The 22,935-nt window shown below is 68.5% G+C and carries 24 protein-coding genes; 9 read left to right on the top strand and 15 right to left on the bottom strand.

Going from position 1 to position 22,935, the window contains the following annotated elements:
- Positions 1 to 38 precede the first annotated feature (38 nt).
- The 8 genes from J2848_RS19960 to J2848_RS19925 form a co-directional block, all read right to left on the bottom strand.
- Positions 39 to 296: a hypothetical protein gene (locus J2848_RS19960; RefSeq protein ID WP_149234467.1), complete on the bottom strand. Its 258-nt coding sequence runs from the start codon at positions 294 to 296 to the stop codon at positions 39 to 41.
- Positions 297 to 312: 16 nt separating this feature from the next.
- Positions 313 to 765, bottom strand: a complete 453-nt coding sequence (locus J2848_RS19955) for a DsrE family protein (RefSeq protein ID WP_149234562.1) — start codon at positions 763 to 765, stop codon at positions 313 to 315.
- A 69-nt stretch (positions 766 to 834) separates the two neighbouring features.
- Positions 835 to 1,623 carry a HesA/MoeB/ThiF family protein gene (locus tag J2848_RS19950; protein WP_170307231.1) on the bottom strand — a complete coding sequence of 263 codons (789 nt, stop codon included), beginning with the start codon at positions 1,621 to 1,623 and terminating at the stop codon, positions 835 to 837.
- A 120-nt stretch (positions 1,624 to 1,743) separates the two neighbouring features.
- Positions 1,744 to 2,535 carry a hypothetical protein gene (locus J2848_RS19945; protein ID WP_149234469.1) on the bottom strand — a complete coding sequence of 264 codons (792 nt, stop codon included), beginning with the start codon at positions 2,533 to 2,535 and terminating at the stop codon, positions 1,744 to 1,746.
- A 157-nt stretch (positions 2,536 to 2,692) separates the two neighbouring features.
- On the bottom strand, positions 2,693 to 3,652 hold the full coding sequence (cysK, locus tag J2848_RS19940) for a cysteine synthase A (RefSeq protein ID WP_149234470.1): 960 nt from the start codon (positions 3,650 to 3,652) through the stop codon (positions 2,693 to 2,695).
- 95 nt (positions 3,653 to 3,747) lie between these two features.
- Complete coding sequence (locus J2848_RS19935) at positions 3,748 to 4,203, bottom strand: RrF2 family transcriptional regulator (RefSeq protein WP_042701959.1); 456 nt, start codon at positions 4,201 to 4,203, stop codon at positions 3,748 to 3,750.
- Between the two features lie 173 nt (positions 4,204 to 4,376).
- A complete protein-coding gene (locus J2848_RS19930) occupies positions 4,377 to 4,670 on the bottom strand; it encodes a DUF2218 domain-containing protein (protein ID WP_149234471.1) in 294 nt (97 codons plus the stop codon).
- Between the two features lie 20 nt (positions 4,671 to 4,690).
- Complete coding sequence (locus tag J2848_RS19925; RefSeq protein WP_149234472.1) at positions 4,691 to 5,302, bottom strand: PadR family transcriptional regulator; 612 nt, start codon at positions 5,300 to 5,302, stop codon at positions 4,691 to 4,693.
- A gap of 206 nt (positions 5,303 to 5,508) precedes the next feature.
- Here J2848_RS19925 and J2848_RS19920 point away from each other — a divergent pair, with 206 nt between their 5' ends.
- The 6 genes from J2848_RS19920 to J2848_RS19895 all read left to right on the top strand — a co-directional run bounded on the left by J2848_RS19920 (position 5,509) and on the right by J2848_RS19895 (position 12,246).
- The gene (locus J2848_RS19920) at positions 5,509 to 7,437 is read left to right on the top strand and encodes a hypothetical protein (protein WP_149234473.1); all 1,929 of its coding nucleotides are present in this window, start codon (positions 5,509 to 5,511) and stop codon (positions 7,435 to 7,437) included.
- Between the two features lie 113 nt (positions 7,438 to 7,550).
- On the top strand, positions 7,551 to 8,555 hold the full coding sequence (trxB, locus tag J2848_RS19915; protein WP_149234474.1) for a thioredoxin-disulfide reductase: 1,005 nt from the start codon (positions 7,551 to 7,553) through the stop codon (positions 8,553 to 8,555).
- 132 nt (positions 8,556 to 8,687) lie between these two features.
- Positions 8,688 to 9,698: an ABC transporter permease gene (locus J2848_RS19910; RefSeq protein WP_149234475.1), complete on the top strand. Its 1,011-nt coding sequence runs from the start codon at positions 8,688 to 8,690 to the stop codon at positions 9,696 to 9,698.
- Entirely contained in the window at positions 9,695 to 10,615 is a 921-nt protein-coding gene (nikC, locus tag J2848_RS19905; protein WP_149234476.1) for a nickel transporter permease, read from the top strand. The genes J2848_RS19910 and nikC overlap by 4 nt, the downstream gene beginning before the upstream one ends.
- Positions 10,616 to 10,618: 3 nt before the next feature.
- Positions 10,619 to 11,464, top strand: coding sequence for an ABC transporter ATP-binding protein (locus J2848_RS19900; RefSeq protein ID WP_149234477.1), 846 nt, complete (start codon positions 10,619 to 10,621; stop codon positions 11,462 to 11,464).
- 2 nt (positions 11,465 to 11,466) lie between these two features.
- Positions 11,467 to 12,246: an ABC transporter ATP-binding protein gene (locus J2848_RS19895; RefSeq protein WP_149234478.1), complete on the top strand. Its 780-nt coding sequence runs from the start codon at positions 11,467 to 11,469 to the stop codon at positions 12,244 to 12,246.
- A 20-nt stretch (positions 12,247 to 12,266) separates the two neighbouring features.
- On the opposite strand, the gene J2848_RS19890 is transcribed toward J2848_RS19895, so the two are convergent.
- Positions 12,267 to 14,138 (bottom strand): GGDEF domain-containing protein, encoded by a 1,872-nt coding sequence (locus J2848_RS19890; protein ID WP_149234479.1) that lies wholly within the window; start codon positions 14,136 to 14,138, stop codon positions 12,267 to 12,269.
- A gap of 209 nt (positions 14,139 to 14,347) precedes the next feature.
- Here J2848_RS19890 and J2848_RS19885 point away from each other — a divergent pair, with 209 nt between their 5' ends.
- Positions 14,348 to 15,898, top strand: a complete 1,551-nt coding sequence (locus J2848_RS19885) for a helicase HerA domain-containing protein (protein ID WP_149234480.1) — start codon at positions 14,348 to 14,350, stop codon at positions 15,896 to 15,898.
- A gap of 22 nt (positions 15,899 to 15,920) precedes the next feature.
- Here J2848_RS19885 and J2848_RS19880 read toward each other — a convergent pair whose 3' ends face one another.
- Positions 15,921 to 16,457: a type 2 periplasmic-binding domain-containing protein gene (locus tag J2848_RS19880; RefSeq protein WP_149234481.1), complete on the bottom strand. Its 537-nt coding sequence runs from the start codon at positions 16,455 to 16,457 to the stop codon at positions 15,921 to 15,923.
- Between the two features lie 208 nt (positions 16,458 to 16,665).
- On the opposite strand from J2848_RS19880, the gene J2848_RS19875 reads away from it, so the two are divergent.
- Entirely contained in the window at positions 16,666 to 17,559 is an 894-nt protein-coding gene (locus J2848_RS19875) for a LysR substrate-binding domain-containing protein (RefSeq protein ID WP_149234482.1), read from the top strand.
- A gap of 27 nt (positions 17,560 to 17,586) precedes the next feature.
- Here J2848_RS19875 and J2848_RS19870 read toward each other — a convergent pair whose 3' ends face one another.
- Positions 17,587 to 18,597 carry a zinc-binding alcohol dehydrogenase family protein gene (locus J2848_RS19870; RefSeq protein WP_149234483.1) on the bottom strand — a complete coding sequence of 337 codons (1,011 nt, stop codon included), beginning with the start codon at positions 18,595 to 18,597 and terminating at the stop codon, positions 17,587 to 17,589.
- 257 nt (positions 18,598 to 18,854) lie between these two features.
- On the opposite strand from J2848_RS19870, the gene J2848_RS19865 reads away from it, so the two are divergent.
- A complete protein-coding gene (locus J2848_RS19865; RefSeq protein WP_149234484.1) occupies positions 18,855 to 19,127 on the top strand; it encodes a hypothetical protein in 273 nt (90 codons plus the stop codon).
- Here J2848_RS19865 and J2848_RS19860 read toward each other — a convergent pair whose 3' ends face one another.
- From J2848_RS19860 to J2848_RS19845, 4 genes are all read right to left on the bottom strand, one after another.
- The gene (locus tag J2848_RS19860; RefSeq protein WP_149234485.1) at positions 19,128 to 20,282 is read right to left on the bottom strand and encodes a hypothetical protein; all 1,155 of its coding nucleotides are present in this window, start codon (positions 20,280 to 20,282) and stop codon (positions 19,128 to 19,130) included.
- 143 nt (positions 20,283 to 20,425) lie between these two features.
- A complete protein-coding gene (locus J2848_RS19855) occupies positions 20,426 to 21,127 on the bottom strand; it encodes a response regulator transcription factor (protein WP_246194312.1) in 702 nt (233 codons plus the stop codon).
- A gap of 436 nt (positions 21,128 to 21,563) precedes the next feature.
- Positions 21,564 to 22,481, bottom strand: a complete 918-nt coding sequence (locus tag J2848_RS19850; protein WP_149234487.1) for a DMT family transporter — start codon at positions 22,479 to 22,481, stop codon at positions 21,564 to 21,566.
- A 17-nt stretch (positions 22,482 to 22,498) separates the two neighbouring features.
- Positions 22,499 to 22,840, bottom strand: coding sequence for a hypothetical protein (locus J2848_RS19845; protein ID WP_149234488.1), 342 nt, complete (start codon positions 22,838 to 22,840; stop codon positions 22,499 to 22,501).
- Positions 22,841 to 22,935: the final 95 nt, after the last annotated feature.

The raw sequence follows: 22,935 nt of genomic DNA, 5'->3' as shown, positions 1-22,935 counted from the left end.
GGCGCTCCGGCGTGACGCATGGCTGGCTTGCGCCCAGCTCAAGCATCGCTGAGAAGCCCGACCGCCTCGCGGAGGATCGCGACCTTGGCGGCGAAGCGTCCCTCCGGATCGCTCTCGCCGATCAGCTGGATCATGATGCCGAGGGCATGGGCGACGCGCGGCGCCATCCCCGGCCGTTCCCGCAAGCGGGTGGCAAGCTCGGTCAGCGCCGGCCGGTAGGGGCGCCCCTCGAACCCGTCGGTGGCGATCGACTCGAACCGGTTGGCGAGGTCGAGAATCTCGCGGTTATCGCTCATGCCCGTTCCCCCGGTTTCAGACGAACAGCATGGCGCCGCCGCCGGGCGCCTCATTCAGGAAGGTGACGACGCCGCCGGTGGCGACCGGCACGTCCGGTCGCAGCGAGACGCCCGGCGGCAGCCCCAGCGCCCGCAGCCCCATCTCGCAGGCCATCACCGTGACGCCCATGGCGACGCAGGCCTCCAGCAGCTCCTCGAAGGTGGCGAGACCGTGGGTGGCGAAATAGCGGTCGCGCGCCACCGGCGTGCTGCCGTCGTCCGCCGGGTCCAGATCGTGCCAGCCCAGCACGCCCGGTTCCGTCTCATGCACCAGCGCGCGCAGGGCGCGGCCGGTGAAGAACAGAGTGACCTTCCGGTTGGTGGCCGCCGCCGCGCTGGCCATCACCAGCGCGTAATGGACACGGTCGAAGCCGCCGGCGAACAGCACGATGGACAGAGCCGACGTGCCGCCGGCTCCCGTCACAGGCATCGTTTCCGGCATCGTCTCAGGCAGGGCAGTGGACATGATGGCCGCCTCCCGTCATTGCCGCGGCGCCCGTCAGTGGGCGGAGAGGTCGCGGATCGTCCGATGATCGCCGCAAAGCGCGCAGTCGGGATCCCGCTTGACGGCGATGCGCTGATAGGACGCATAGAGCGTGTCCATCATCAGCAGGCTGCCCGACAGGCTCTCGCCCAGCCCCAGCAACTCCTTCAGCACCTCCGTCGCCTGAAGCGAGCCGACGAAGCCGGCCAGCGCTCCCAGAACCCCGCCTTCCGAGCAGGACGGCACGGTGCCGCGCGGCGGCGGTTCGGGGAATAGGCAGCGATAGCAGGGGTGCGGCGCCCCCAGATGTGCCTTGAAGGTGCTCAGCTGCCCGTCGAAGCGCAGGATCGCCGCAGACACCAGCGTCTTGCCGGCCAGGAAGCAGGCATCGTTCAGCAGGAATCGCGTGGCGAAATTGTCCGACCCGTCGGCGACGAGGTCGTAGCCGGCAATCAGTTCCATCGCGTTGCCGCGGTTGATCCGCGTCCGGTGAGCCTCGACCCTGACGTCGGGGTTCAGCGCATGGATGCGGGCGGCGGCACTCTCCACCTTGGGATGGCCGAGCGTCGATTCGTCGTGGATCACCTGCCGTTGCAGGTTCGACAGATCGACCGTGTCGTCATCGACGATGCCGATGGTGCCGACGCCGGCCGCCGCCAGATACAGCAGCAAGGGCGCGCCAAGGCCGCCGGCGCCGACGACCAGCACCTTGGATTGCAACAGCTTTTCCTGGCCGATGCCGCCGACTTCCGGCAGCACGATGTGGCGGGAATAGCGGTGAAGCTGGGTATCCGTGAAGTCCATGGCCGGCAGCATAGCGCAAGGACGCGCCGTTGCAGCAACATTCGACGCGGCGCTTTCCGCAAGCCGGCAGTGCCGCCGGCCCAGCGGGACCGGCTCAGCCCCCGGGCCCAGACCCCAGGCTCAAACCTTGGTGGTGGTCGGCTTCGCTTCCGATGCCCACTGGCGCAGGCGGTCCTGCCGTTCGCGCAGGGTCTTGGCGATGGCGCTTTCCTGGTTGGAGCCGCTTTCCGTCAGCGTCGGGTTGCGCGGCACCAGGCTCATCTGGAAATCGGTCGGCGACTTCAGGTCGGACGGCGGCACTACCACCATCGTGTATTGGCCGGGCTCCAGCTTGTAGGTCGGCTTCTGCAGGAAACTCTCCTGGTTGTCGGGCTTGCCCGAGTCGCTGGCGGCGACGACCTTGCCATCCTTGTCCATCATCGCCCAGCGCGTGTTGGGCAGGGTCATGTTGGCGGTGAAGGTGCCGCCCTGCACCACGTTGAAGGTGTGCTTCTGAATGCCGGTGTCGCCGTTCGCCGGCGGCTGGGCGGTGCCTTTCAGCGTCGCGCCGCCGCCGGTCACCAGGATGTTCTGGCGCTCGGTGACGTCCATCGAATAGTCGCGCACGCCCGCCGCGCGGTTGGCCTGGGAAAAGGTCGCCGTATAGGTGCCGGGCCCCAGCCGCGCGCTGGCGTCCGCCGTCGATTCCTGCGACCGCAGGGTGGTCACCACCTCGTTGCGGTCGTTGCGGATTTCGACGTTGGTGAAGCTGTTGTTGATCTTGAAATTGAACTCGCCGGCCTTGCTGACCGTAAAGGTCTGGCTGTCGGCATTCGCCCCGTCGGCACCTACCCCCGTCGTCTTCCCCTTGAATTGGGAGAAGGCGCTGCTCGACAGGTTCGGGACATAGGTGGAAGCGGAAATATCCGTCATGACGGTCACTCCCCCGGCGACGCGGACATAAAAAGCAAGGCGACTGCCGGGAAGAATAGCCGAAAGGGCGAAATCCGTCAAATTTCCGACCGGAATTTCGCCTTCAAGCTGCGGAATGGAGGTGCAGGGGGCACCCCCATTCCACATCGATGCTCGCTTACTCCAGCCCTTCGAACAGGGCGGTCGACAGGTAGCGTTCGGCGAAGGACGGCAGGATCACGACGATCTGCTTGCCCTCATTCTCCGGACGGGCGCCAACCTCAAGCGCGGCGGCCAGCGCCGCACCCGACGAGATGCCGACCGGCACGCCTTCCAGACGGGCGACGGCGCGGGCGGTCTCGAAGGCGCGCTGGTTGGAGATCCGCACCACCTCGTCGATCAGTTCCTTCTTCAGGATGTCGGGGACGAAGCCGGCGCCGATACCCTGGATCTTGTGCGGACCGGGCATGCCACCGGACAGGACGGGGCTGTCCTCCGGCTCCACCGCCACCGCCTTGAAGGAGGGTTTGCGCCCCTTGAGGACCTCGGCGGTGCCGGTCAGCGTGCCGCCGGTGCCGACGCCGGAGATCAGGAAGTCGACCTGACCGTCGGTGTCCTTCCAGATCTCCTCCGCCGTGGTGGCGCGGTGGACGGCCGGGTTGGCGGTGTTCTTGAACTGCTGCAGCAGATAGGCGTTCGGGTCGGCGGCCAGGATCTCCTCCGCCTTGCGGATGGCGCCCTTCATGCCTTCCGCCGCCGGGGTCAGCACCAGTTCGGCGCCCAGCAGCTTCAGCATCTTGCGCCGCTCCACCGACATGCTTTCCGGCATGGTCAGGATCAGCTTGTAGCCCTTGGCGGCGGCGACGAAGGCCAGCGCGATGCCGGTGTTGCCAGAGGTGGGCTCGACCAGCGTCGTACGGCCGGGGGCGATGGTGCCGGCGGCCTCGGCGGCCTCGATCATGGCGCGGCCGATCCGGTCCTTGACGCTGGCCAGCGGGTTGAAGAACTCCAGCTTGCCGATGATCTGGGCCTTCACCCCCGCCTCCGCAGCCAGGCGGTCCAGCCGCACCAGCGGCGTGGCGCCGATCGTGTCGAGGATGCTGTCGTAGATCTTGCCGCGGAACTCCGGTGCAGCCATGATTCCACCTCTGAAATTTGTGTTATATGCGATTTCAACACCCCAGGCGGAGCATTATCCAGCACAGGGAACCTGTCAAACGGGAAGTGATGACGTCAGATGGTGAAGTCGATGCGGTCCTCGGTCTCGCTCTCCACCCCGGCGCGCCGCGCGCGCATGCACAGATCCTCGATGGTGATGGTGTCGAGCTTGGCCATGCATTCCTCCTGCAATTCGCCCCACAGCGGGCGCACCACCTGATGGCCCAGCACGGAACCGGCCGGCTCTTCGATCGGGTCGGTGGCGGTCTCCATCGCGCGGACGACCTTCACGATCTCGCCCAGCGTGATCCGCCGCCGCTCGCGCGCCAGCCGGTAGCCGCCGCGAGGGCCCCGCACCCCGGCCAGCACGCCTTCGCGCACCAGCTGTTGCAGCACCTGTTCCAGATAGCGCTTCGGAATGCCCTGGCGCCGGGTGATCTCCCCCGACTGCACCGGCTCGGTGCCCGCGTTGTAGGCGATGTCGAGGACCGCCTCGATGGCGAACATCAGCTTCTTGGAGATGCGGAGCATCACGAACGACTCCCGGTATTCTGACCGTGGGTGGCCGACGGTGGAACCACCGCCCCTCTCCCACTTCCGCCTGTTGGTTAAAAACCGTTTTACACCGCAGATGCGGTAATTCTCAACAGGATTTGTCGCAGACAGACTCGGGAAAATGCGCCGCCTCGTCCAAAGGAGTGCCGTCAGCCCACCGGCATCCAGGCCACTTTCCCCAAATCCTCGCGGAAAGCGAAGCGCTTCAGGTGGTCGATCACCACTTCCTGCATGCGCTCCATCTGTGCGGCGTCCTCGATTTCAATCGTCAGGGTCAGCCCCTCGGCGTCGGCCGCCATGCGGCAACGGCGGTCGGGAGCGAAGGGGACAAGCCCCCGGGTCTCGTCATAGACGACCTCGAACTTGTGCGCCCAGTGCTTGCACAGCTGGGTCATGTAGCGGCGCCCGTTCGGAGTAGCGATGCGCGCGGTCGATGCAGCCATGGTCTTTGCCTCCTGTCCGTTCAGATGCGTTCGACGCGGCGTGCGGCGTCATCAATGATGTCGGCGATGGCCTGGGTCTGCTCCGCCGTCAGATCGCCACGCGACAGCCGCAGCCGCAGGGCCAGCTTGAAATTCTCGATGGCGCGGTGGATCTGCGGCGACGATTCGCGCTGCTGGCGGGCCCGCGCATGGGCGATGCGTTCGCGCACGGCGGCGACCGACGGTTCCGCCGCCTTCAGCGCCTCCGAACCCTCCGGCGTGATCTCGTAGAGCTTCTTGTTGCCTTCGGTGGCGCCGACGCGGATGTGCCCCTGCTCTTCCAGCAGGGTCAGGGTCGGATAGACGACGCCGGGGCTGGGGCTGTAGGCGCCACCGACCATCTCCTCGATCGTCTTGATCAGGTCATAGCCCGACCGCGGCTTCTCCGCGATCAGCCACAGCAGGACGAGGCGCAGGTCGCCATGGTCGAAGACCCGCCGCTCGCCGCGGCCACCCCGACCCTGACCGCCCCAGCCTTCCCAGCCGCCGCGATGACCGTGGCGCCCATGGCGGCCGCGCCCTTCCGGCGCTTCGTCGTCGAAATCCGGACGCGAGAAGCGGCGCCCGTGTTTGTGAAACAGATGCCGAAGCATGGAACCCTCTCTTGATGCAGTTTCGATATAACGAAAACTTAGATATATCGAAACACGCTCTCTGACAAGGGGCAACCGTTCGGCCGCACGCACACCGGCTGTTTGCGCTCCGGACAAATCGTGTCCGCCTGCAAATCACTGTCGCCTGCCCGGCCGAAGGGGCTATAACCGACGCCCTGGCTTTGCTTTCGCGCGTGTGTGCCCTGATGTCCCTTCGGATCGAGACCTTTTCCAACGTCACCGGCGGCTCCAGCTTCTTCAAGGCGGTGGGCCACCCGCTGGCAGCCCCCAAGGCGGCGATCCTGATCGCGCGTCTGGCCTCCTTCGGCCCGGTGGCGGTCTACGACCCTCTGGGCCTGCTGTCGGGGCTGGCGGAGTTCTACGACCTGTCGTCGATCGACATCTGCGGCATCTATGTCCAGGACGTGGAGCAGGTGGGCCGGGACATGTTCGGCCATGCTGCCCGCCCGGTCACCGACCTGCCAGCCAGCGGCGCCCGCACCGTTTTCGTCGTCGCCTTCGATTCGCAGCGACTGGAAGGCCACATCGCCCACCTGATCCCGAAGCAGGCCGGCGTCGTCTCGCTCGACGCCATGCGCGTGCCGGAGGACATGCTGAACGACCCCGGCCATTACCTGTCGAAGTTCAACTGGGCGACCAACTTCGCCTGGTTCCGTGACGGCGACGGCCACCACACCCGCGTGGTATCGGCCAACTACTGGCCGCGCTACGGCGCCAAGGGCACCCGGCTGTGGGCCTGCCTGTTCGATGGCGAGGGCCGCCCGCTTGCCGACTGGACGGAGCCGATGCCGCCGACCGACGGCACCGTGGTGATCGACAGCCGGCAGGTGCGCGAGCGCTTCAACCTGTCCGCCTTCTGCGGGTCGCTGTTCCTGCACGTCATCGGCGCCGCCGGGCACGACGTGGTGAAATACGCGCTCGACACCTATGGCGACGATGACGGCGTGATGTCGTGCACCCACGACGCCAACGCCTGGCCGGCCGACCTCTATGCCGGCCTGCCCGCCCCGCGCGAGGGCGAGCGGGTGTCGTTGTGGATCCAGAACAGTCACCCGACCCCGATCCCGGCCGGCGCCGTCGGCCTGAACCTGATGGGTTCGGCCGACATCCGCACGTTGGACCAGACGGTCCCGGCCTTCGCCACCGTCGAGCTGGATGTCGCCAGCCTGTTCCCCGAGGCGCGCTGGCCCCAGCAGTTCGAGGTGCAGGCCGGCAAGCATTTCGTCCGCCCGCGCTACGAGATCGTCGCCGCCGACGGCCGCCGCCGCATGGCCCACGCCAATGTCGAGCGCACCGACCTGAAGCCGGACCCCAGGCTGCCGCTGCTGACCGGCGGTGCGGTGGACAAGGGCGTGGTGGGCAAGGGCCACATCCTGCCGGCGCCGCTGCTGCCGATGGGCCGCTGGCGCACCATCCTGCTGCCGACGCCGATGAGCACGGCGCAGACCGAGCTGCCGGTGAAGGCCGTCGTCTACGACCGCAACGGCGCCGCCGTGGCCGAACACCGCTTCGGCAACCTCAAGCGCTCCGACAGCGTGGCGCTGGACGTCACCGGGCTGGTCGCCGACAAGGTCGTGGCCGATGGCTGGGGCCATGTCGAACTGGTCTATGATTTCGAAGCCGGAACGATCGCCGACGGTTGGCTGCACGCGCTGGTGCGTTACGAAGACGTAACGACCGGGCATGTGGCCGAGACCAGCTTCGGCAGCCACATGTTCAACATGGCGATGGTCTATCGCGACGAACCGCAAAGCTACCATGGCCGGCCGCCCGGCCTGTCGACCCGCCTGTTCCTGCGGCTGGGCACCGACCCGTGGGATACGCTCTGCCACCTCGTCTACCCTGCCTCGACCCGGTGGCATGCCACGTCCGACACCAGCCTCGTCCTGATGCGGCGCGACGGGGTGGAAGTGGCGCGCAAGCGGCTGGCGATCCCCTGCGGCGGCTCGCGCTTCTGGCGCTACCACGAGATGTTTACGGAGGCGGAACGATTGGCGGCGGGCGACCACGCCTATGTGCTGATCCGCGACACCACCTGCCGCCTGTTCGGCTACCATGGCTGCCTTGCGGCCGGTGACAGCGCCTTCAGCCTCGACCATATGTTCGGCTTCTAGGGCCGATCGCGAAAAGGCGGACACGCCTTGAAGCGTGAATCGGCCCGTCATGTAAAGCTTAGAAGCGTTCCAATCGCGACCCCTTTCTGCCGATATCTTGCGGGATCAGACCCATGGCCACCACGCACCACACCAAGGTCCTCATCATCGGCGCCGGCCCGGCCGGCTACACCGCCGCGATCTATGCCGCGCGCGCCAACCTGGAACCGCTGATGGTCCAGGGCATGCAGCCGGGCGGCCAGCTGATGATCACCACCGATGTGGAGAATTTCCCCGGCTTCGCCGATCCGATCCAGGGCCCCTGGCTGATGGAGCAGATGCAGAAGCAGGCGGAGCATGTCGGCACGAAGATGGTGTTCGACCTGATCACCGACGTCGACTTCACCAAGCGTCCCTTCGTCTGCAAGGGCGACAGTGGCGACACCTACACCGCCGACAGCGTCATCATCGCCACCGGCGCCCAGGCGCGCTGGCTCGGCATCTCGACGGAAGAGATCTATCGCGGCTTCGGCGTGTCGGCCTGCGCCACCTGTGATGGCTTCTTCTTCCGCGGCAAGGAGGTTGCGGTCGTCGGCGGCGGCAACTCCGCCGTCGAGGAGGCGCTGTACCTGACCAACCACGCCAGCAAGGTGACGGTCATCCACCGCCGCGACAGCTTCCGCGCCGAACGCATCATGCAGGACCGCCTGTTCCGCCACCCGAAGATCGAGGTGGTGTGGGACAGCACGGTGGAGGAGATCGTCGGCGAGGGCGACGGCACCATGGGCAACCCGCGCGCCGTCACCGGCGTGCGCGTGAAGAACGTCAAGTCGGGCGAGGAGCGCGTCATCCCGGTGGCCGGCGTCTTCGTCGCCATCGGCCATGTGCCGGCGACCGGCATCTTCCAGGGCAAGGTGGAGATGGACGAGGCGGGCTACATCGTCACCGTGCCCGATTCGACCGCCACCAACATCCCCGGCGTCTTCGCCGCCGGCGACGTGAAGGACAAGGTCTACCGTCAGGCGGTCACCGCCGCCGGCATGGGCTGCATGGCGGCATTGGAGGCCGAGCGCTGGCTCGCCCACCACGAGCCCGCCGCCGGTGCCCATGGCGACCAGAGCCCGGCCGGTACCTGGTGAACTGAAAAAACACTCCCTCCCCGTCCCGCTCCGGGACGGGGAGGCGAGCGAATATTCCCCTATGCCCTTGACGGGCTTTGCACAAAGCCCCGACTGTGATTCCCTAGCGCCTCCAACCGCGAGGGAGTCCTCTTGCCTACGCTGAAACGCGGCCTGACCCTGCTGGTCACGGTCGCCGCCACCCTGCTGGGCCTGCTGCTGGTCACCTTCCTGATCGGCCGCGTCGTGCCGATCGATCCGGTGCTGTCCGCGCTCGGCGACCGGGCGAGTGCGGAGAGCTATGCGCAGATGCGCACGCAGCTGGGCCTCGACCTGCCGCTGTGGCAACAGTTCCTCCGCTATGTCGGCGACGTGATTCAGGGCGACCTCGGCACCTCGGTGCTGACCTCCCGCCCCGTGCTGGAGGATGTGTTGCGCGTCTTCCCGGCGACGCTGGAACTGGCGACGGTTGCGGTCGTCATCGGTGCATTGCTGGGCGTGCCGGCCGGCGTGTTCGCCGCCACCCACCGCGGGCGCTGGCCCGACCACGCCATCCGCCTGCTCGGCCTGATCGGCCATTCGGTGCCGATCTTCTGGCTGGGGCTGATGGCGCTGCTGCTGTTCTACGCCAGGCTCGACTGGGTGCCGGGGCCGGGCCGGGTCGACGTCTTTTATGAAGGGATGGTCGATGCGGTGACCGGCATCGTCACGGTCGACGCCCTGCTGGCCGGCGAGACCGACATCTTCTGGAACGCGGTGCATCATCTGGTGCTGCCGTCGGCCATCCTCGGCCTCTACAGCGTCGCCTACATCGCGCGGATGACGCGCGGCTTCATGCTGGACCAGCTGCGCCAGGAATACGTCACCACCGCCCGGGTGAAGGGCCTGTCGGAGACCCGCGTGGTCTGGCGCCATGCGCTGGGCAACATCGCGGTGCCGCTGATCACCGTCATCGCCCTGTCCTATGCCGGGCTGCTGGAAGGGTCGGTGCTGACCGAGACGGTGTTCGCCTGGCCCGGCCTCGGGCTCTACATCACCAATTCGCTGCTCAGCGCCGACATGAACGCGGTGCTGGGCGGGACGCTGGTGGTCGGCGCGGTCTTCATCGCGCTGAACCTGCTGTCCGACCTGCTCTATCGCCTTCTGGATCCCCGGGCCCGATGACCGCGCGCACCGACACTCCCTCCGCCGGCTGGCGGGACTGGCTGACCACCGACACGCCGCACTCCCGCGCCCAGGCCCGCCTGGGCCGCGCCTGGGCCGGCTGGGCCGCCTTCCGCCGCAACCGGCTGGCGGTCGCCGGGTTGCTGATCGTGCTGGCCCTGGTGGTGGTCGCCGCACTGGCGCCGGTGCTGGCGCCCTACCACCCCTATGCCCAGGATCTGAACGGCCGGCTGCTGCCGCCCAGTGCGGCGCATTGGCTGGGGACCGACGCCTTCGGCCGCGACATCCTGTCTCGCCTGATCCATGGCGCGCGGCTGACGCTGATGATCGTGGCGCTGGTGGCGGCGACGGCGCCGCTGGCCGGGCTGGTGATCGGCACGGCCGCCGGCTATTTCGGCGGCTGGGTCGACACCGTGCTGATGCGCATCACCGACATCGCGCTGGCCTTCCCCAAGCTGATCCTGGCGCTGGCCTTCGTCGCAGCACTCGGCCCCGGCATCGAGAATGCGGTGATCGCCATCGCCATCACCTCCTGGCCGCCCTATGCCCGCATCGCGCGGGCGGAGACGCTGACCGTCCGCCGCGCCGACTTCATCAGCGCCGCCCGGCTGCAAGGCGCCTCCAGCCTGCGCATCATCCTGGGCCACATCATGCCGCTGTGCGTCGCCTCGCTGATCGTGCGGACGACGCTGGACATGGCCGGCGTGATCCTGACCGCCGCCGGCCTCGGCTTCCTCGGCCTCGGTGCCCAGCCGCCGCTGCCGGAATGGGGAGCGATGATCGCCAGCGGCCGGCAATATGTGCTGGAGCAATGGTGGGTCGCCGCCATGCCGGGATTCGCCATCTTCATCGTCAGCCTGGGCTTCAACCTGCTGGGCGACGGGCTGCGCGACGTGCTGGACCCGAAAGGGGACTGAGCCATGGCCGATAATTCTCCCCTTCTGGACGTCTCCAACCTTCGTGTCGCCTTCCCCACCCGCACCGGCATGGCCGAGGCGGTGCGCGGCGTTTCCTTCACTCTGGGACGGGAGAAGCTGGGCATCGTCGGCGAGTCGGGGTCCGGCAAGTCGATGACCGGCCGCTCGATCCTGCGCCTCGTGCCGCCGCCGGGCCGGGTCAGTGCCGACCGGCTGGCCTTCCGCGGCGAGGATCTGCTGGCGGCGTCGGCCAGGCGGATGCGCGACATCCGCGGCCGGCGCATCGCCATAGTGATGCAGGATCCGAAATACTCGCTCAACCCGGTGATGACCGTCGGCCACCAGATCGCCGAAGCCTACCGCGTCCACAGCAAGGCCGGCGCCGCCGAGGCGAAGCGCCGCGCACTGGAGATGCTGGCCGCCGTGCGCATCCGCGATCCGGAGCGGGTCTATGACCGCTACCCGCACGAGGTGTCGGGCGGCATGGGCCAGCGCATCATGATCGCGATGATGCTGATCCCCGACCCCGACCTGCTGATCGCCGACGAGCCGACCTCCGCGCTGGACGTCACCGTGCAGATGCAGGTGCTGGCGATCCTCGACGACCTCTGTTCCCAGCGCGGGATGGGCATGATCTTCGTCAGCCACGATCTGAACCTCGTCGCCTCCTTCTGCGACCGCATCCTGATCATGTATGCCGGCCGGGTGGTGGAGAGCTGCCGCGCATCGGAGCTGCACGCGGCGCAGCACCCCTACACCCGCGGCCTGCTGGCCAGCCTGCCCAGGATCGACGAGCCGCCCGGCGATCTGCCGGTGCTGAGCCGCGATCCCGCTTGGCTGGAGGGTTGAGGATGATGATCGACATCCGGGACCTGCGAGTCCGCTTCGGCCAGGGCGTCGATACCGTCACCGCGGTGGACGGCGTCACCCTGTCGGTGCGCGAGGGCGAGAGCTTCGGCCTCGTCGGCGAGTCGGGCTCGGGCAAATCCACCGTCCTGCGCGCGGTCAGCGGCCTGAACGACGAGTGGACCGGCCGCATCGCCGTCGCCGGCACGGAACAGGGACCGGTGCGGCAAAAGGGTTTCTACAAGCTCTGCCAGATGGTGTTCCAGGATCCCTACGGCTCGCTGCACCCGCGCCACACGGTGGACCGCATCCTGGCGGAACCGATCGCCATCCACGGGCTGGGCGATGCCGACGCCCGCATCGACCGGGTACTGCGCGACGTCGGGCTCGGTCCTTCCTTCCGCTTCCGCTACCCGCACCAGCTCTCCGGCGGCCAGCGCCAGCGCGTCGCCATCGCCCGCGCCCTGGTGCTGGAACCGCGGGTGCTTCTGCTGGACGAGCCGACCTCGGCGCTCGACGTGTCGGTCCAGGCGGAGATCCTGAACCTGCTGCGCCGGCTGCGGATGGAGCATGGCCTGACCCTGGTGCTGGTCACCCACAACCTCGCCGTCGTCGCCAACCTGTGCGACCGGCTGGCGGTGATGAACCGCGGCCGGCTGGTAGAGGAGATGAGCGTGGAGGACCTGCGCCGCGGTGCCGCGCGCGAGCCCTACACGTTGCAGCTTCTGCGCGCCAGCCAGGGCTACGACCGTGCCACGGCGGAAAGCTTCCGGGATTATGCGTGAGGGGGGCGCCGTAGCAGCCCTCACGCCAGCCGTACCACGCACAGCTTGTCCTCCGCCCCCTTGGCGGCGGCCTTGTGGTCGGCGATGGCGGTGTTGATGGCGTCGGGTGTCAGCCCATGCAGGCCGGGCGGGATCACCACCGCCACCCCGCTGGCCGCCAGCAGCGGAAAGCGCCGCAACGCACCATAACGGTCCTTCGCCAGGAAGCCGCCGCTGACCCGCGTTTCCGCGTCGTAGAGGCTCTCGGCATCCGAACGGAACAGCGCCAGCAACTCCGCCAGACGGGTCAGCACCTCGCTCTCCTCGCCGCCGCTGACGCCCAGGAAGAAGTCGTCGCCACCGATATGGCCGGCGAAGGCGTCGGCAGCCCTGGCGGCGGCCCCGGCGCTGCCGGCCCAGGCCTTCAGCCGCTCGCTGAACATCAGGATGGCGCGGTCGCCCTGGCGGAAGCCGAAATTGTCGTTGAAGGGTTTGAAGTTGTCGAAATCCAGATAGGCCAGCACATGGCCGCGCCCCGAGTCGGCCAGCGCCCCTTCGATGTGGCGCAGGATCGCCGCATTGCCGGGCAGCCGGGTCAGCGGGTTCTGGTCGGTCGCCATCGCCAGATTGCGCTCATGCACCAGCCGCAGCAGCGCACCGCTCGACAGCACCCCGGCATAGGCGCCACCCTCGACGATGACGATCCCGTCGGCGGCGGATTCGGTGGAGAAGGCCTCGATCACCCGGTCCAGCGGGGTGGAGATGTCGCAGACCGGCGAGCGGATGACCAGATCGTCCAGCCGGTCGCCCAGGCCGCGGTTGCGCAGCAGCTCCCCGCCGAACCGCGAATAGACGAAGCGCTTCAGGTCGCGCTCGCGGATCAGGCCCAGCGGCCGGTCATGCTCGTCGATGATCGGCGCGATGGCGGCGCTGCCCTCGCGGCGGAAATAGTCCAGCAAATCGGTCTTGCGCGAATCGACCCGCAACGGCGGCAGCCGTTCGATCACCTCCGACAGCCGGCGGTGCGACTCGCTGGGCTGGCGGCGGTCCTTGCGGTTGAGATCCTCGACCACCGGATAGCGGTTCGGCACGGCGGTCAGATCGACGCGCGGCCGGGCGATCAGGAAGCCCTGGGCGAAGTCGCAGCCGAGATCGCGGCAGGTGTAGAACTCGGTGACGGTCTCCACCCCCTCGGCCACGATCTGGATGCCCAGCGCATGGGCATGGCCGGCCAGCGCCGCCACCAGCGCCCGCTTGCGCGCATCCGCATCGATGCCGGCGATGAAGAAACGGTCGATCTTCACATAATCCGGCCGCGCCTCATACAGCGTGCGCAGGCCGGAATGCCCGACGCCGAAATCGTCGATGGCAATGCCGGCCCCGCTCTGGCGGTAGCGGTCGACCGCCCTGTCGACCACGATCTCGCTTGGCACCGGCCGGCTTTCCGAAAGCTCCAGCACGATGCCGCTGTTGCGCGCGGCGGCCGGGTCACGGGAAAGCCAGGGCGAGTCGGGCCGTCCGATCAGCCGGGCGTCGAGGTTCAGGAACAGCTTCGCCTCGTTCCAGCCCGACAGCGCGCAGTAGGCGGCGACCGCCTTGGCGTGCAGCGCGGTCTCCACCGTTGCCAGCAGCCCGGCGGCTTCGGCGGCGTCCAGCAGGTCTCCCGCGTTGGCGAAGCCAGTGCGCTCGAACCCGCGCAGCAGCGCCTCATAGCCATGGCAGCGGCCGGACCGCAGCTGGACGATGGGTTGGAAGGCGTAGCGCAGGGCCCCGACCGCCGATGCCCAATCGAACGATGCGGCCTCGCCCTCAGCCGAGCCGACGGCATCCCAATGCGCGCCATAGGACTCGGCACGCTCGCTTTCCGGCCTTCCGGCTTTGGCCCCGGCTTCTATGGTGGTCAGCACAGTCATCGCTCGGTCCGCCAGCGCCGATCCGACATAAGATCAGCACTTGCTTGTAACAGAGCTTGTTTGCGGTTTCATGACCGCAGCGCCACGTTGTTCTCTCCCCGGCAAACCCACCTGTCCCGAATCGAATCCTCGTATCGCCGCGTCTGCCTGCGCTATAGGAAGTCCCCCGTCTTCAAGGGGGCGGTTCGGGTGAGTGGGAGGCGAGCGGGATGAAGGTCGGCATCGACATGGGGGCGACGAACGCGGGCAGTGCCGCGACGCTCGACCTGGAGGAGCTGCTGGCGACCCGTCTGCTGGTCCAGGGCAATTCCGGCTCCGGCAAGTCGCACCTGCTGCGCCGGCTGATCGAACAGAGCGCCCAATGGGTGCAGCAGGCGGTGATCGACCCGGAGGGCGACTTCGTCACCCTGGCCGAACGCTTCGGCCATGTGGTGGTGGAGGCCGACGCGCACAGCGAGGCCGCGCTGCAATCGGTCGCCGCCCGCGTGCGCCAGCACCGCGTCTCCGTCGTCCTGAACCTGGAAGGGCTCGACGCGGAAATGCAGATGCGCCACGCCGCCGCCTTTCTGGGCGGGCTGTTCGATGCCGACCGCGATTTCTGGTATCCGATGCTGGTGGTGGTGGACGAGGCGCAGCTCTTCGCCCCGTCGGCCGCCGGCGAGGTGTCGGACGAGGCGCGCAAGGTCTCGCTCGGCGCCATGACCAACCTGATGTGCCGCGGGCGCAAGCGCGGACTGGCCGGGGTGATCGCCACCCAGCGTCTGGCGAAGCTGGCGAAGAACGTCGCGGCCGAGGCGTCGAACTTCCTGATGGGCCGCACCTTCCTCGACATCGACATGGCGCGCGCCGCCGACCTGCTGGGGATGGAACGCCGGCAGGCGGAAATGTTCCGCGACCTGGAGCGCGGCCATTTCATCGCGCTCGGCCCCGCTTTGTCGCGCCGGCCGCTGCCGCTGCGCATCGGCGCGGTGGAAACCCAGGGCCGCACCGGCAGCCCGACCCTGATGCCGCCCCCCGCCACCCCGGTGGAGGACGCCCGCGACCTGATCTTCACCACGACCGGGCCGGAACCGCCGCGCTACGTGCGCCGCCCCTCCACCTCGGCCAGCGCCGACCTGATGGCGCAGCTGGCGCGCGGCCGTCCCGCCGCCCCGCCGCCCTCTCCGGACGATGAGGCCGAGCAACCCGCTCTACTGCCGCTGGAGCCGGAGGAAACCCCGGAACAGGCTGCCGAGCGCGAGGCCCGGTATGACGAGGTGCTGGCCGAGGTGCTGGCCGACCCGGAGGCGCCCTACCGCTCGCTCGCCGTTCTGTACCAGGATTTCCTGGTGCGCTGCCGGGGCCGCGGAGTGGATGGCGACCGGCTGGCCCTGCCCGCCTTCCGCCGCCGTCTGGCGACCGCCCGCGCCGGGGCCGGCAGCGGCGACGATCCCGCCTGGCAGCGCGCGACGGAGGTCGCCGCCACCCTGGCGGAGGACATCCAGCCGGTCTTCCTGCTGCTGGCCCGTGCGGCCCTCGACCACGCTCCCTGCCCGTCCGACGCCGACGTGGCCCGCGCCTGCGGCAGCCGGTCGAAGGGACGCGGACGCCGCCTGCTGACCTACATGGAACAGCGCGGCTTCATCGCCAGCCGCAGCGGCCTGGGCAACACCCGCGCCATCGCCCTGCCGGCGCTGGGCTGGGAAACCGCGCTGGGCGATCCCAACGCCGATGATGCCGCCGACGCGTCCGACGAGGGCGGCCTGTTCGCGGCGGGGTGAGCACCCCTCGGCTCCCGGCCGCTCAGCTCCCGGCCGTCGGTGCGCTCACCGGCTTGCCGGTCTGGCCCCAGCTGGCGACGAAGTCGTTCACGCCGGGGACCGCCATCATGTGCGAGTCCTTGACGTAGACAAAGCGCTTCGGTCCGAAATCATATTGGGTCAGCGTGATGCTGGCGGCGCGGCAGCGCTGGTACTCGGCCGCACCGATCGGCCGGTCGGAGGCCACCATGTCGGGATGGTCCAGCCCGACCCCGCCACAGAAGGCGCGGAAACCGGCGGCGGTGCCGCGGGCGTCGAGATGCGGCTTGGTGTCGGGGCCGCCGGAGTATCTGGCAGTCGCCTGATCGATGGTGCCGCGCAGGGCCGGGCTGCCGACGATCCAGATGCCACGGGCTTCCGGTGGCGGCTTGGGCGCTGCCGGCGGCGGAAGGGCGGCGGTCTGTTGCGGCGGCGGCGTCAGGCCCGGCATCTGGCAACCGGCGAGCAGAGCCGCAGCGGCAAATGCAAGGACCAGGCGTTTGAGAGCCACTCTGCCGGCCGGCGCAGGAAAACGGGTCATCAAACGTTTCTCTCCTCAAGCATCGTCAGGCATCCGGGCGGCGAGGCCCGGAGGGCTGACAATGAGAACGCCCCCGCCCAACTTCAACGGGCCGGCTTCAATGGCCCGGCGCCATCCGCCTGATGGTTTGTCCCGATGCGCCGCTCGCCATCCATGAGCGTTCGCGATAGGATACGCGGCAACGATCATGATCCGGAATGTATCCCCGATGTCCCTGCCCGACCTGGAGATCGACGCGCTGCGCGCCTTCGTCACCGTGGCGGAGGCCGGCGGCTTCACCGCGGCGGCCGACCGGCTGGGCCGGACGCAGTCGGCGGTCAGCGTGAAGATCAAGAAGCTGGAGGACACGCTCGGCCGCCGGGTCTTCGAACGCACCAGCCGGTCGCTGGCACTGACCCATGACGGCGAGCTGCTGATGGGCTATGCCCGCCGGCTGCTGGACCTGAACGACGAGACGGTGCGCCGCTTCACCGAACCGGCGGCGGAGGGCGAACTGCGCCTCGGCGTGGCCGAATATTTCCTGTCCGACCATCTGCCCCATGTGCTGCGCCGCTTCGCCAAGCTGCACCCGCGCCTGCACATCGACGTGCGGGTCGGCATGTGCAGCGATCTGGTCGCGGCGCTGGACACGGGCGATCTGGATCTCGTCATCTCCCGCCGCGACGCTGGCGACACCCGCGGCCGCGTCATCTGGACCGAGCCGATGCGCTGGATCGCCGCCCCCGGATTGGAGATCCCCGCCGACGGCCCCCTGCCCTTCTGCGCCCTGCCCGCCCCTTGCGTCTTCCGCAACCGCGGACTGGCGGCGTTGGGCGAGGCCGGCCGGCCCTGGCGGGTGGTCTACACCAGCGCCAGCGTCATGGGGGTCCAGGCCGCCGTCCGCGCCGGGCTGGGGGTTGCTGTACTGAGCGAGTCCTCGGTGCCCGACGGCGTGCGCCGGCTGGGGGTGGAGGACGGTTTGCCCGAACTGGGCAATGTCGAAATGGCGGTGTTCGGCGAGACGCCGCGCAACCGCCGCCTCGCCGAACCGCTGGTCGGCTTCATTGTGGAAAGCCTGTCGGCGATGCGTCCGGCCCGCCCGCCGCTCGCCCTCGCCGGGTGAGGGGGCGGGCTGAGCCGGAACAACCGGTCAGAAGCCTTCCAGCACGACCTTGCCGCGCGCCTTGCCCGATTCGATCAGGGCATGCGCCTTGCGCAGGGTGGCGGCGTCGATGCGGCCCAGCGTTTCGGTCAGGGTGGTACGCAGCGTGCCGGCATCGACCAGCCGCGACACCTCGGTCAGCAGCTCGTGCTGGGCGACCATGTCGTCGGTCTTGAACAGCGGCCTGGTGAACATCAGCTCCCAGTGCAGCGAGACGCTCTTGCGCTTCAGCAGCCGGACGTCGATCGGCTCCGGGTCGTCGATCAGGCCGATGTGGCCCTGCGGCGCCACCAGCTCGACCAGATCCTGGAAATGACGGTCGGTCGCGTTGGTGGAGAAAATGTAATCGACACCGGCCAGCCCCAGCGCCTTCACCTGCTCCGCCATCGGCCGGCTGTGGTCGATCACGTCATGGGCGCCCAGTTCGCGCACCCAGTCGGCGGTCTCCGGACGGGACGCGGTGGCCAGCACCCGAACCTTGCTCAGCCGGCGGGCCAGCTGGATGGCGATGGAGCCGACGCCACCGGCGCCGCCGACGATCAGCAGTGATTTGCCCTCGCCACCGTCACGCGGCAGGCCCAGCCGGTGGAACAGCATCTCCCAGGCGGTGATGGCGGTCAGCGGCAGGGCGGCGGCCTCGGCGACGCTCAGGCTGGCCGGGCGGGCGCCGACGATACGCTCGTCGACCAGATGATATTCGCCGTTGGTGCCGGGACGGTCGATGGAGCCGGCATAGAACACCGCATCGCCGGGGCGGAACAGGGTCACCTCCGGTCCGACCGCCTCGACGATGCCGGCGGCGTCGAAGCCCAGGATGCGCAGATCGCCCTCGGCCGGGGCGGCGTTGTGGCGAACCTTGGTGTCCACCGGGTTGACCGACACCGCCTCCACCCGGACCAGCAGGTCATGGCCGGCGGGGGTGGGCCGATCGATCTCGATGTCGATCAGCGCGCCGGCATCGGTGATGGGCAGGGACTTGCGGAAACCAACGGCTTTCATGATGGCCTCGTCTTCTGAAAGGGGAGGAAGTCGAGACACAGGATGGCGGCAGCCGCCCGATGGGTGAAATTCATAGTTCTTGTTTCATCCATCCGAAACCGCGATGGACGGCCAATGTATGGATGGATGGTCGGAGAAACCCGCTTCGAAGAGCATGGCGCCAAAGGGGTATGGAATAGCCGGCTGGGTCGGGGTGTTCGTACAGATGACCGGCCTCATTGCCGAAGCCGGTCCTTCGCAAGACAGGAAGCACGGCCATGCGCACCACTCGTCCAAGGATCCTGACCGCCCTGCTCCTGGCTGCCGGCGCCGCCGCCCTGTCCGGCTGCGTCGCCTATGATCCCTATTATCCCACCTACAGCGAGCCGGCCGTCGTCGCGCCGCCGACCGTCTACGCCGTGCCGCCGCCGGTGGTGGTCGGGCCGGGTTACTATTACCGCCGCCCCTGGCATGACCATTGGCATGGCGACCGCGGCTGGTATGGGCGGGGACGCGGGTGGGGTCCGGGCGGACCGCGGGGCTGGCGCTGATCAGGCGGCGCGGTTGCGCAGCACCAGCACGGTGTGGTCGTCGTCGCTCACCGCACCGTCGCGCAGCAGGACCAGCGCTGCCAGCGTCGGCTCGACCTCGTGCAGGTCGCGGTGGATGAACAGGGCGGGCAGCCGGGCGCATCCGCCGGTGTAGAGCACGACATGTTCCCCCGGCGCCCAGCGCAGATGGACCGAGGCGGGAGCCAGCGGGTTGAAACCGATCATCGCCCAGCGGGCGCCGAGCGCCGTGATCTCCTGCCGGCGCACCACCGCCCCGGCCAGGGTACCGAGCGCCGTATAATCCACCGCATCGGCGTCGAAGCGCAGAACCGCGACGGCGGACCGTCCGATCCGCGTCAGGGTCCGGTCCTGGGACAGCCCCAATCCGGACCGCCCCTTCAGGTCGCGCCGGATCGCGTTCACCACGACCGGAGCCGGCAGACCGGGCACCGTGGCGGCGACCACCGCCTCCACCTGCCGGACCACGGCGGCCGTCATCACCGTAGGGGATTGCGGAGGGCAGCCCTGCCCCTTGCCGGCGTCCACTCCCGGTTCGGCATCTGCGGAACCGGTGTCGCCGGCCGTGTCGCCATCGACCATCAAGGCGATGCCGCAGGGGCCGTCGCCACCGCGGGCGGGGGCACAGCTGACGAACCAATGGTCGATGAAGGGACCGCCCCGCGCGGCCTCGCCGCCACTGCGCTCGACCATCACCGCCCCGGCCTGTGCCAGGGCGCCGGCCGGCGGCCCATCGTCCGCACCGGGCCGCAGGACGCGGGCCAGAAGCGCCGACCCGATGCCCGGCGTGGCATGGATGTGGAAACGGTCGGCCTGGACCCGCACGGCTTCCAGCGCGGCACCAAACCCGGGAGAAGCGGAGTCCGGCGCGGGCGATGCCGGCAGGTCGGTCGTAGCGGGATCGCGGTCATAGGCCAGACATTCGACGCCGGCCCCGCTCCGCATCCGGGCGATCAGGACGGTCCCGGCCGGCCGGCCCAGGGCATAATCGGCCATCGCCGTCACCAGCCGGTCGAGCCGGGCCGCCTCGTCCGCCGGCAGCACTCCTTCGGCCCGTTCCGCCGCGATCCGGCGCGCCGTGGCGATATCGTCGGGCGACGCCACGGCGATGCGACGGTGACCATGGTCGGGGAACATCGGACCGCTCCTGTCGGCGTTCTGGTTGCTCTTCCCCGGAACTTTACAATCCTCTTCCGATCAATCCCACGGAAAGGACTCTTCCGTCTTCAATTTTCAACCGGCCGGTGCTGACGGAGCCGCAGCCCCCGAGGATGGCGGCATCAGGATGCCGCCACTTCCATCATTGCTGCCTGCGCCGGCTGGCGGATGGAAAGGGCAGGCGGCAGGTCGCGGCCGCGCAGCATCTCCGCCGCTTCCCACAGGCGGCCCAGCCCGACGATGGACCGGCAGCAGGTCTTTTCCATGATGCGGGCGCGGTGGACCTCCACCGTCTTGATGCTGATGCCCAGTTCCCAGGCGATGGTCTTGCTCTGCTTGCCCTCGACGATCAGTTCCAGAACCTCCGACTCGCGGCGGCTCAGCAGGGCGAGCCGGCGGACGGCATCGCGGCTGCGGTCGCGCTGCTGGGCATGCGGACTGCCGGAGGCCAGACAGGCGCGCAGCCGCTCCAGGAAGGCCGGGATGGCGAAGGGGCGGGCGATGCAGTCCACCGCACCGGCCTTCATCGCGGCGACGGCGGCGTCGACGTCGCCCTGCTCGGTCATCACCAGGACCGGCAGGTCATGGCCGTGCAGCGAGGCTTCGGCCATGAACTCCATGGCGCTCATGTCCGGCAGGTCGCTGCGCAGGACGATGCAGGAGGACCCGGTGCCCAGCACGGCCAGCGCATCGGCGGCGGTGCTGTGGACCCGGCAGGCGATGCCGACGGCGCCCAGCGCCCGCGACAGCGTGCTGCGCGACAGCAGATCGCCGTCGACGATATGAACGAGGCAGGTGGTTTGCGAATAAACGGGCGCGGACATTTGCAGGGGCATCTTGGGACCTCCACCACATCGGACCGGCGAACAGCGCCGGCTCCACATGACGATCGATCCGTGAGCGAACCGCCGTCATGACCGACATTTTAGCGGTCATCCCTTATTGACCGCCGCAAGCGCGAGGGATAGTGGGGGTGTCTAAAAGGATATCGGGGATATTATACCGGCGAACGTCCCAACAAGAACGCCGATCTTCGCGCTATCCCGCGGCACATGGCAAAACCATACGGCGAACGGCACAAGTATTTTCGGCGAATTTATATCCAGTCAACCTTTGTGCACAGCAGCAACGCCGTCCGAATTTCATCACAGGGCAAATAGCATCATCCAGTTTGTTTGTTTCACTGGTCAGGTTTGAAAATTACCAACCCTGGGACTTATCGTTTCGCGCTGTACTTCCGGACGACACCCCCGGCACCGCTCAGGCCCGGCGGCGGGTCGCCAGGAGGATGCCGGCGGCGATCAGGGCGATGCCGATCCCATGGTAGAGGTGCGGCTGCTCGCCCAGGAACAGGATTGCCAGCAGGCTGCCGAAGACCGGAACCAGATGGATGGCAAGGCCGGCGGTGTTGGGACCCAGAAGCTCCACCGCCCGGTTGAAGCAAAGATAGGCGGCGATGGACGGGAACAGCACGGTGTAGCCGACCGCCAGCAGGGTGATGCCGCTGGCCTGGACCGGATGGCCGCTCAGGCTTTCCCAGATATAGAAAGGCAGCAGCTCCACCGCACCGATGGCGAAGGTGACGACGACGAAGCTCAGTCCGTGAATGGCCGGCCGGCGGCGCAGCAGCGTGGTGTAGGCGGCATAGATCACCACCGCCGCCAGCATCCAGACGTCGCCGGCATTCAGCTCCAGCCCCAGCAGGGTGCCCGGATCGCCGTGCGAGATCAGGGTCATCGCGCCGACCAGCGAGACGGCGATTCCCACCCCCTGCAATGCCCCGATCCGGTCGCGGAACAGGACGAGGCTCATCAGCACGATCATCACCGGCATCGACGATTGCAGCATCACGCAGTTCAGCGCGGTCGTCGTGTTCAGCGCGATATATTGAAAGGTGTTGTAGATGCCGATGCCCAGCGTGCCCAGCAGCAGGACGCTCTTCCACCGCGCCAGGATCGGCGTGATGTCGTGGCGCAGGTGCGGCCAGGCGAAGGGCAGCACCACCAGCATGCCCAGGCACCAGCGCCAGAAGGCCAGCCCGATGGGCGGCACCGCCCCGGCGACCGCCCGCCCCAGGACCGCGTTGCCCGCCCAGAACAGGGGTGGCAGCATCATCAGCAGCCAGGCCTGATCGGCGAGACGGGATCCCTTCACGGAGACGGTGCGGTCGACGGGCATTGCGCTGTCCCGTGCTTTCAGCTGCGGCGGCGCGGCGAGGCGAAGACGCTCGACGCGGTCACGGTGGCGCTGCGGTCACCACTGTCTTCGGCGCGGAAGACGCTGGGCCGGGCTTCGCGGCGGGGATGGCGCGGCGCGTCCTCGCGGCCTTCACGGCCCTCGCGGGGCGGCTTGGCGGGCTGGCGCAGTTCGGCGTCGAGTTCGGCGATGCGCTTGACCAACGCTTCACGGATGGCGGGGGCCGCGTGGGCTTTCAGCGTCGCCAGCTGCTCCTTGAGCTGAACCAGCTGACGCTGCTTCTCCTCGCGGCTGCGCTTGATGGCGACGTTGTCGGAATGCTGGCCCTCGAAGGAGCGCATGGAACAAGCCCTCGTAAAAAATACGGAAGTCAGGAGGCCGGCGCCCCACGCTGGGGGGCCGGCAAGAGAGGGCGGATTATTGGGAGACGACCGCG

It is taken from the genome of Azospirillum lipoferum (genome assembly GCF_024170005.1).
GTDB lineage: Bacteria > Pseudomonadota > Alphaproteobacteria > Azospirillales > Azospirillaceae > Azospirillum > Azospirillum lipoferum.
This window is presented reverse-complemented; position numbering and strand designations above follow the sequence as displayed.

Coding starts and splice junctions, on each gene's coding strand:
- J2848_RS19935 (WP_042701959.1), bottom strand. CDS start 4,203: ATGCTCCGCATCTCCAAGAAGCTGATGTTCGCCATCGAGGCGGTCCTC.
- J2848_RS19870 (WP_149234483.1), bottom strand. CDS start 18,597: ATGAAAGCCGTTGGTTTCCGCAAGTCCCTGCCCATCACCGATGCCGGC.
- J2848_RS19850 (WP_149234487.1), bottom strand. CDS start 22,481: ATGCCCGTCGACCGCACCGTCTCCGTGAAGGGATCCCGTCTCGCCGAT.
- J2848_RS19855 (WP_246194312.1), bottom strand. CDS start 21,127: ATGTCCGCGCCCGTTTATTCGCAAACCACCTGCCTCGTTCATATCGTC.
- J2848_RS19955 (WP_149234562.1), bottom strand. CDS start 765: ATGCCTGTGACGGGAGCCGGCGGCACGTCGGCTCTGTCCATCGTGCTG.
- J2848_RS19920 (WP_149234473.1), top strand. CDS start 5,509: ATGTCCCTTCGGATCGAGACCTTTTCCAACGTCACCGGCGGCTCCAGC.
- J2848_RS19945 (WP_149234469.1), bottom strand. CDS start 2,535: ATGACGGATATTTCCGCTTCCACCTATGTCCCGAACCTGTCGAGCAGC.
- J2848_RS19950 (WP_170307231.1), bottom strand. CDS start 1,623: ATGGACTTCACGGATACCCAGCTTCACCGCTATTCCCGCCACATCGTG.
- cysK (WP_149234470.1), bottom strand. CDS start 3,652: ATGGCTGCACCGGAGTTCCGCGGCAAGATCTACGACAGCATCCTCGAC.
- trxB (WP_149234474.1), top strand. CDS start 7,551: ATGGCCACCACGCACCACACCAAGGTCCTCATCATCGGCGCCGGCCCG.
- J2848_RS19880 (WP_149234481.1), bottom strand. CDS start 16,457: ATGACCCGTTTTCCTGCGCCGGCCGGCAGAGTGGCTCTCAAACGCCTG.
- J2848_RS19860 (WP_149234485.1), bottom strand. CDS start 20,282: ATGTTCCCCGACCATGGTCACCGTCGCATCGCCGTGGCGTCGCCCGAC.
- J2848_RS19925 (WP_149234472.1), bottom strand. CDS start 5,302: ATGCTTCGGCATCTGTTTCACAAACACGGGCGCCGCTTCTCGCGTCCG.
- J2848_RS19875 (WP_149234482.1), top strand. CDS start 16,666: ATGTCCCTGCCCGACCTGGAGATCGACGCGCTGCGCGCCTTCGTCACC.
- J2848_RS19890 (WP_149234479.1), bottom strand. CDS start 14,138: ATGACTGTGCTGACCACCATAGAAGCCGGGGCCAAAGCCGGAAGGCCG.
- J2848_RS19900 (WP_149234477.1), top strand. CDS start 10,619: ATGGCCGATAATTCTCCCCTTCTGGACGTCTCCAACCTTCGTGTCGCC.
- J2848_RS19865 (WP_149234484.1), top strand. CDS start 18,855: ATGCGCACCACTCGTCCAAGGATCCTGACCGCCCTGCTCCTGGCTGCC.
- J2848_RS19885 (WP_149234480.1), top strand. CDS start 14,348: ATGAAGGTCGGCATCGACATGGGGGCGACGAACGCGGGCAGTGCCGCG.
- J2848_RS19930 (WP_149234471.1), bottom strand. CDS start 4,670: ATGGCTGCATCGACCGCGCGCATCGCTACTCCGAACGGGCGCCGCTAC.
- J2848_RS19960 (WP_149234467.1), bottom strand. CDS start 296: ATGAGCGATAACCGCGAGATTCTCGACCTCGCCAACCGGTTCGAGTCG.
- nikC (WP_149234476.1), top strand. CDS start 9,695: ATGACCGCGCGCACCGACACTCCCTCCGCCGGCTGGCGGGACTGGCTG.
- J2848_RS19845 (WP_149234488.1), bottom strand. CDS start 22,840: ATGCGCTCCTTCGAGGGCCAGCATTCCGACAACGTCGCCATCAAGCGC.
- J2848_RS19895 (WP_149234478.1), top strand. CDS start 11,467: ATGATGATCGACATCCGGGACCTGCGAGTCCGCTTCGGCCAGGGCGTC.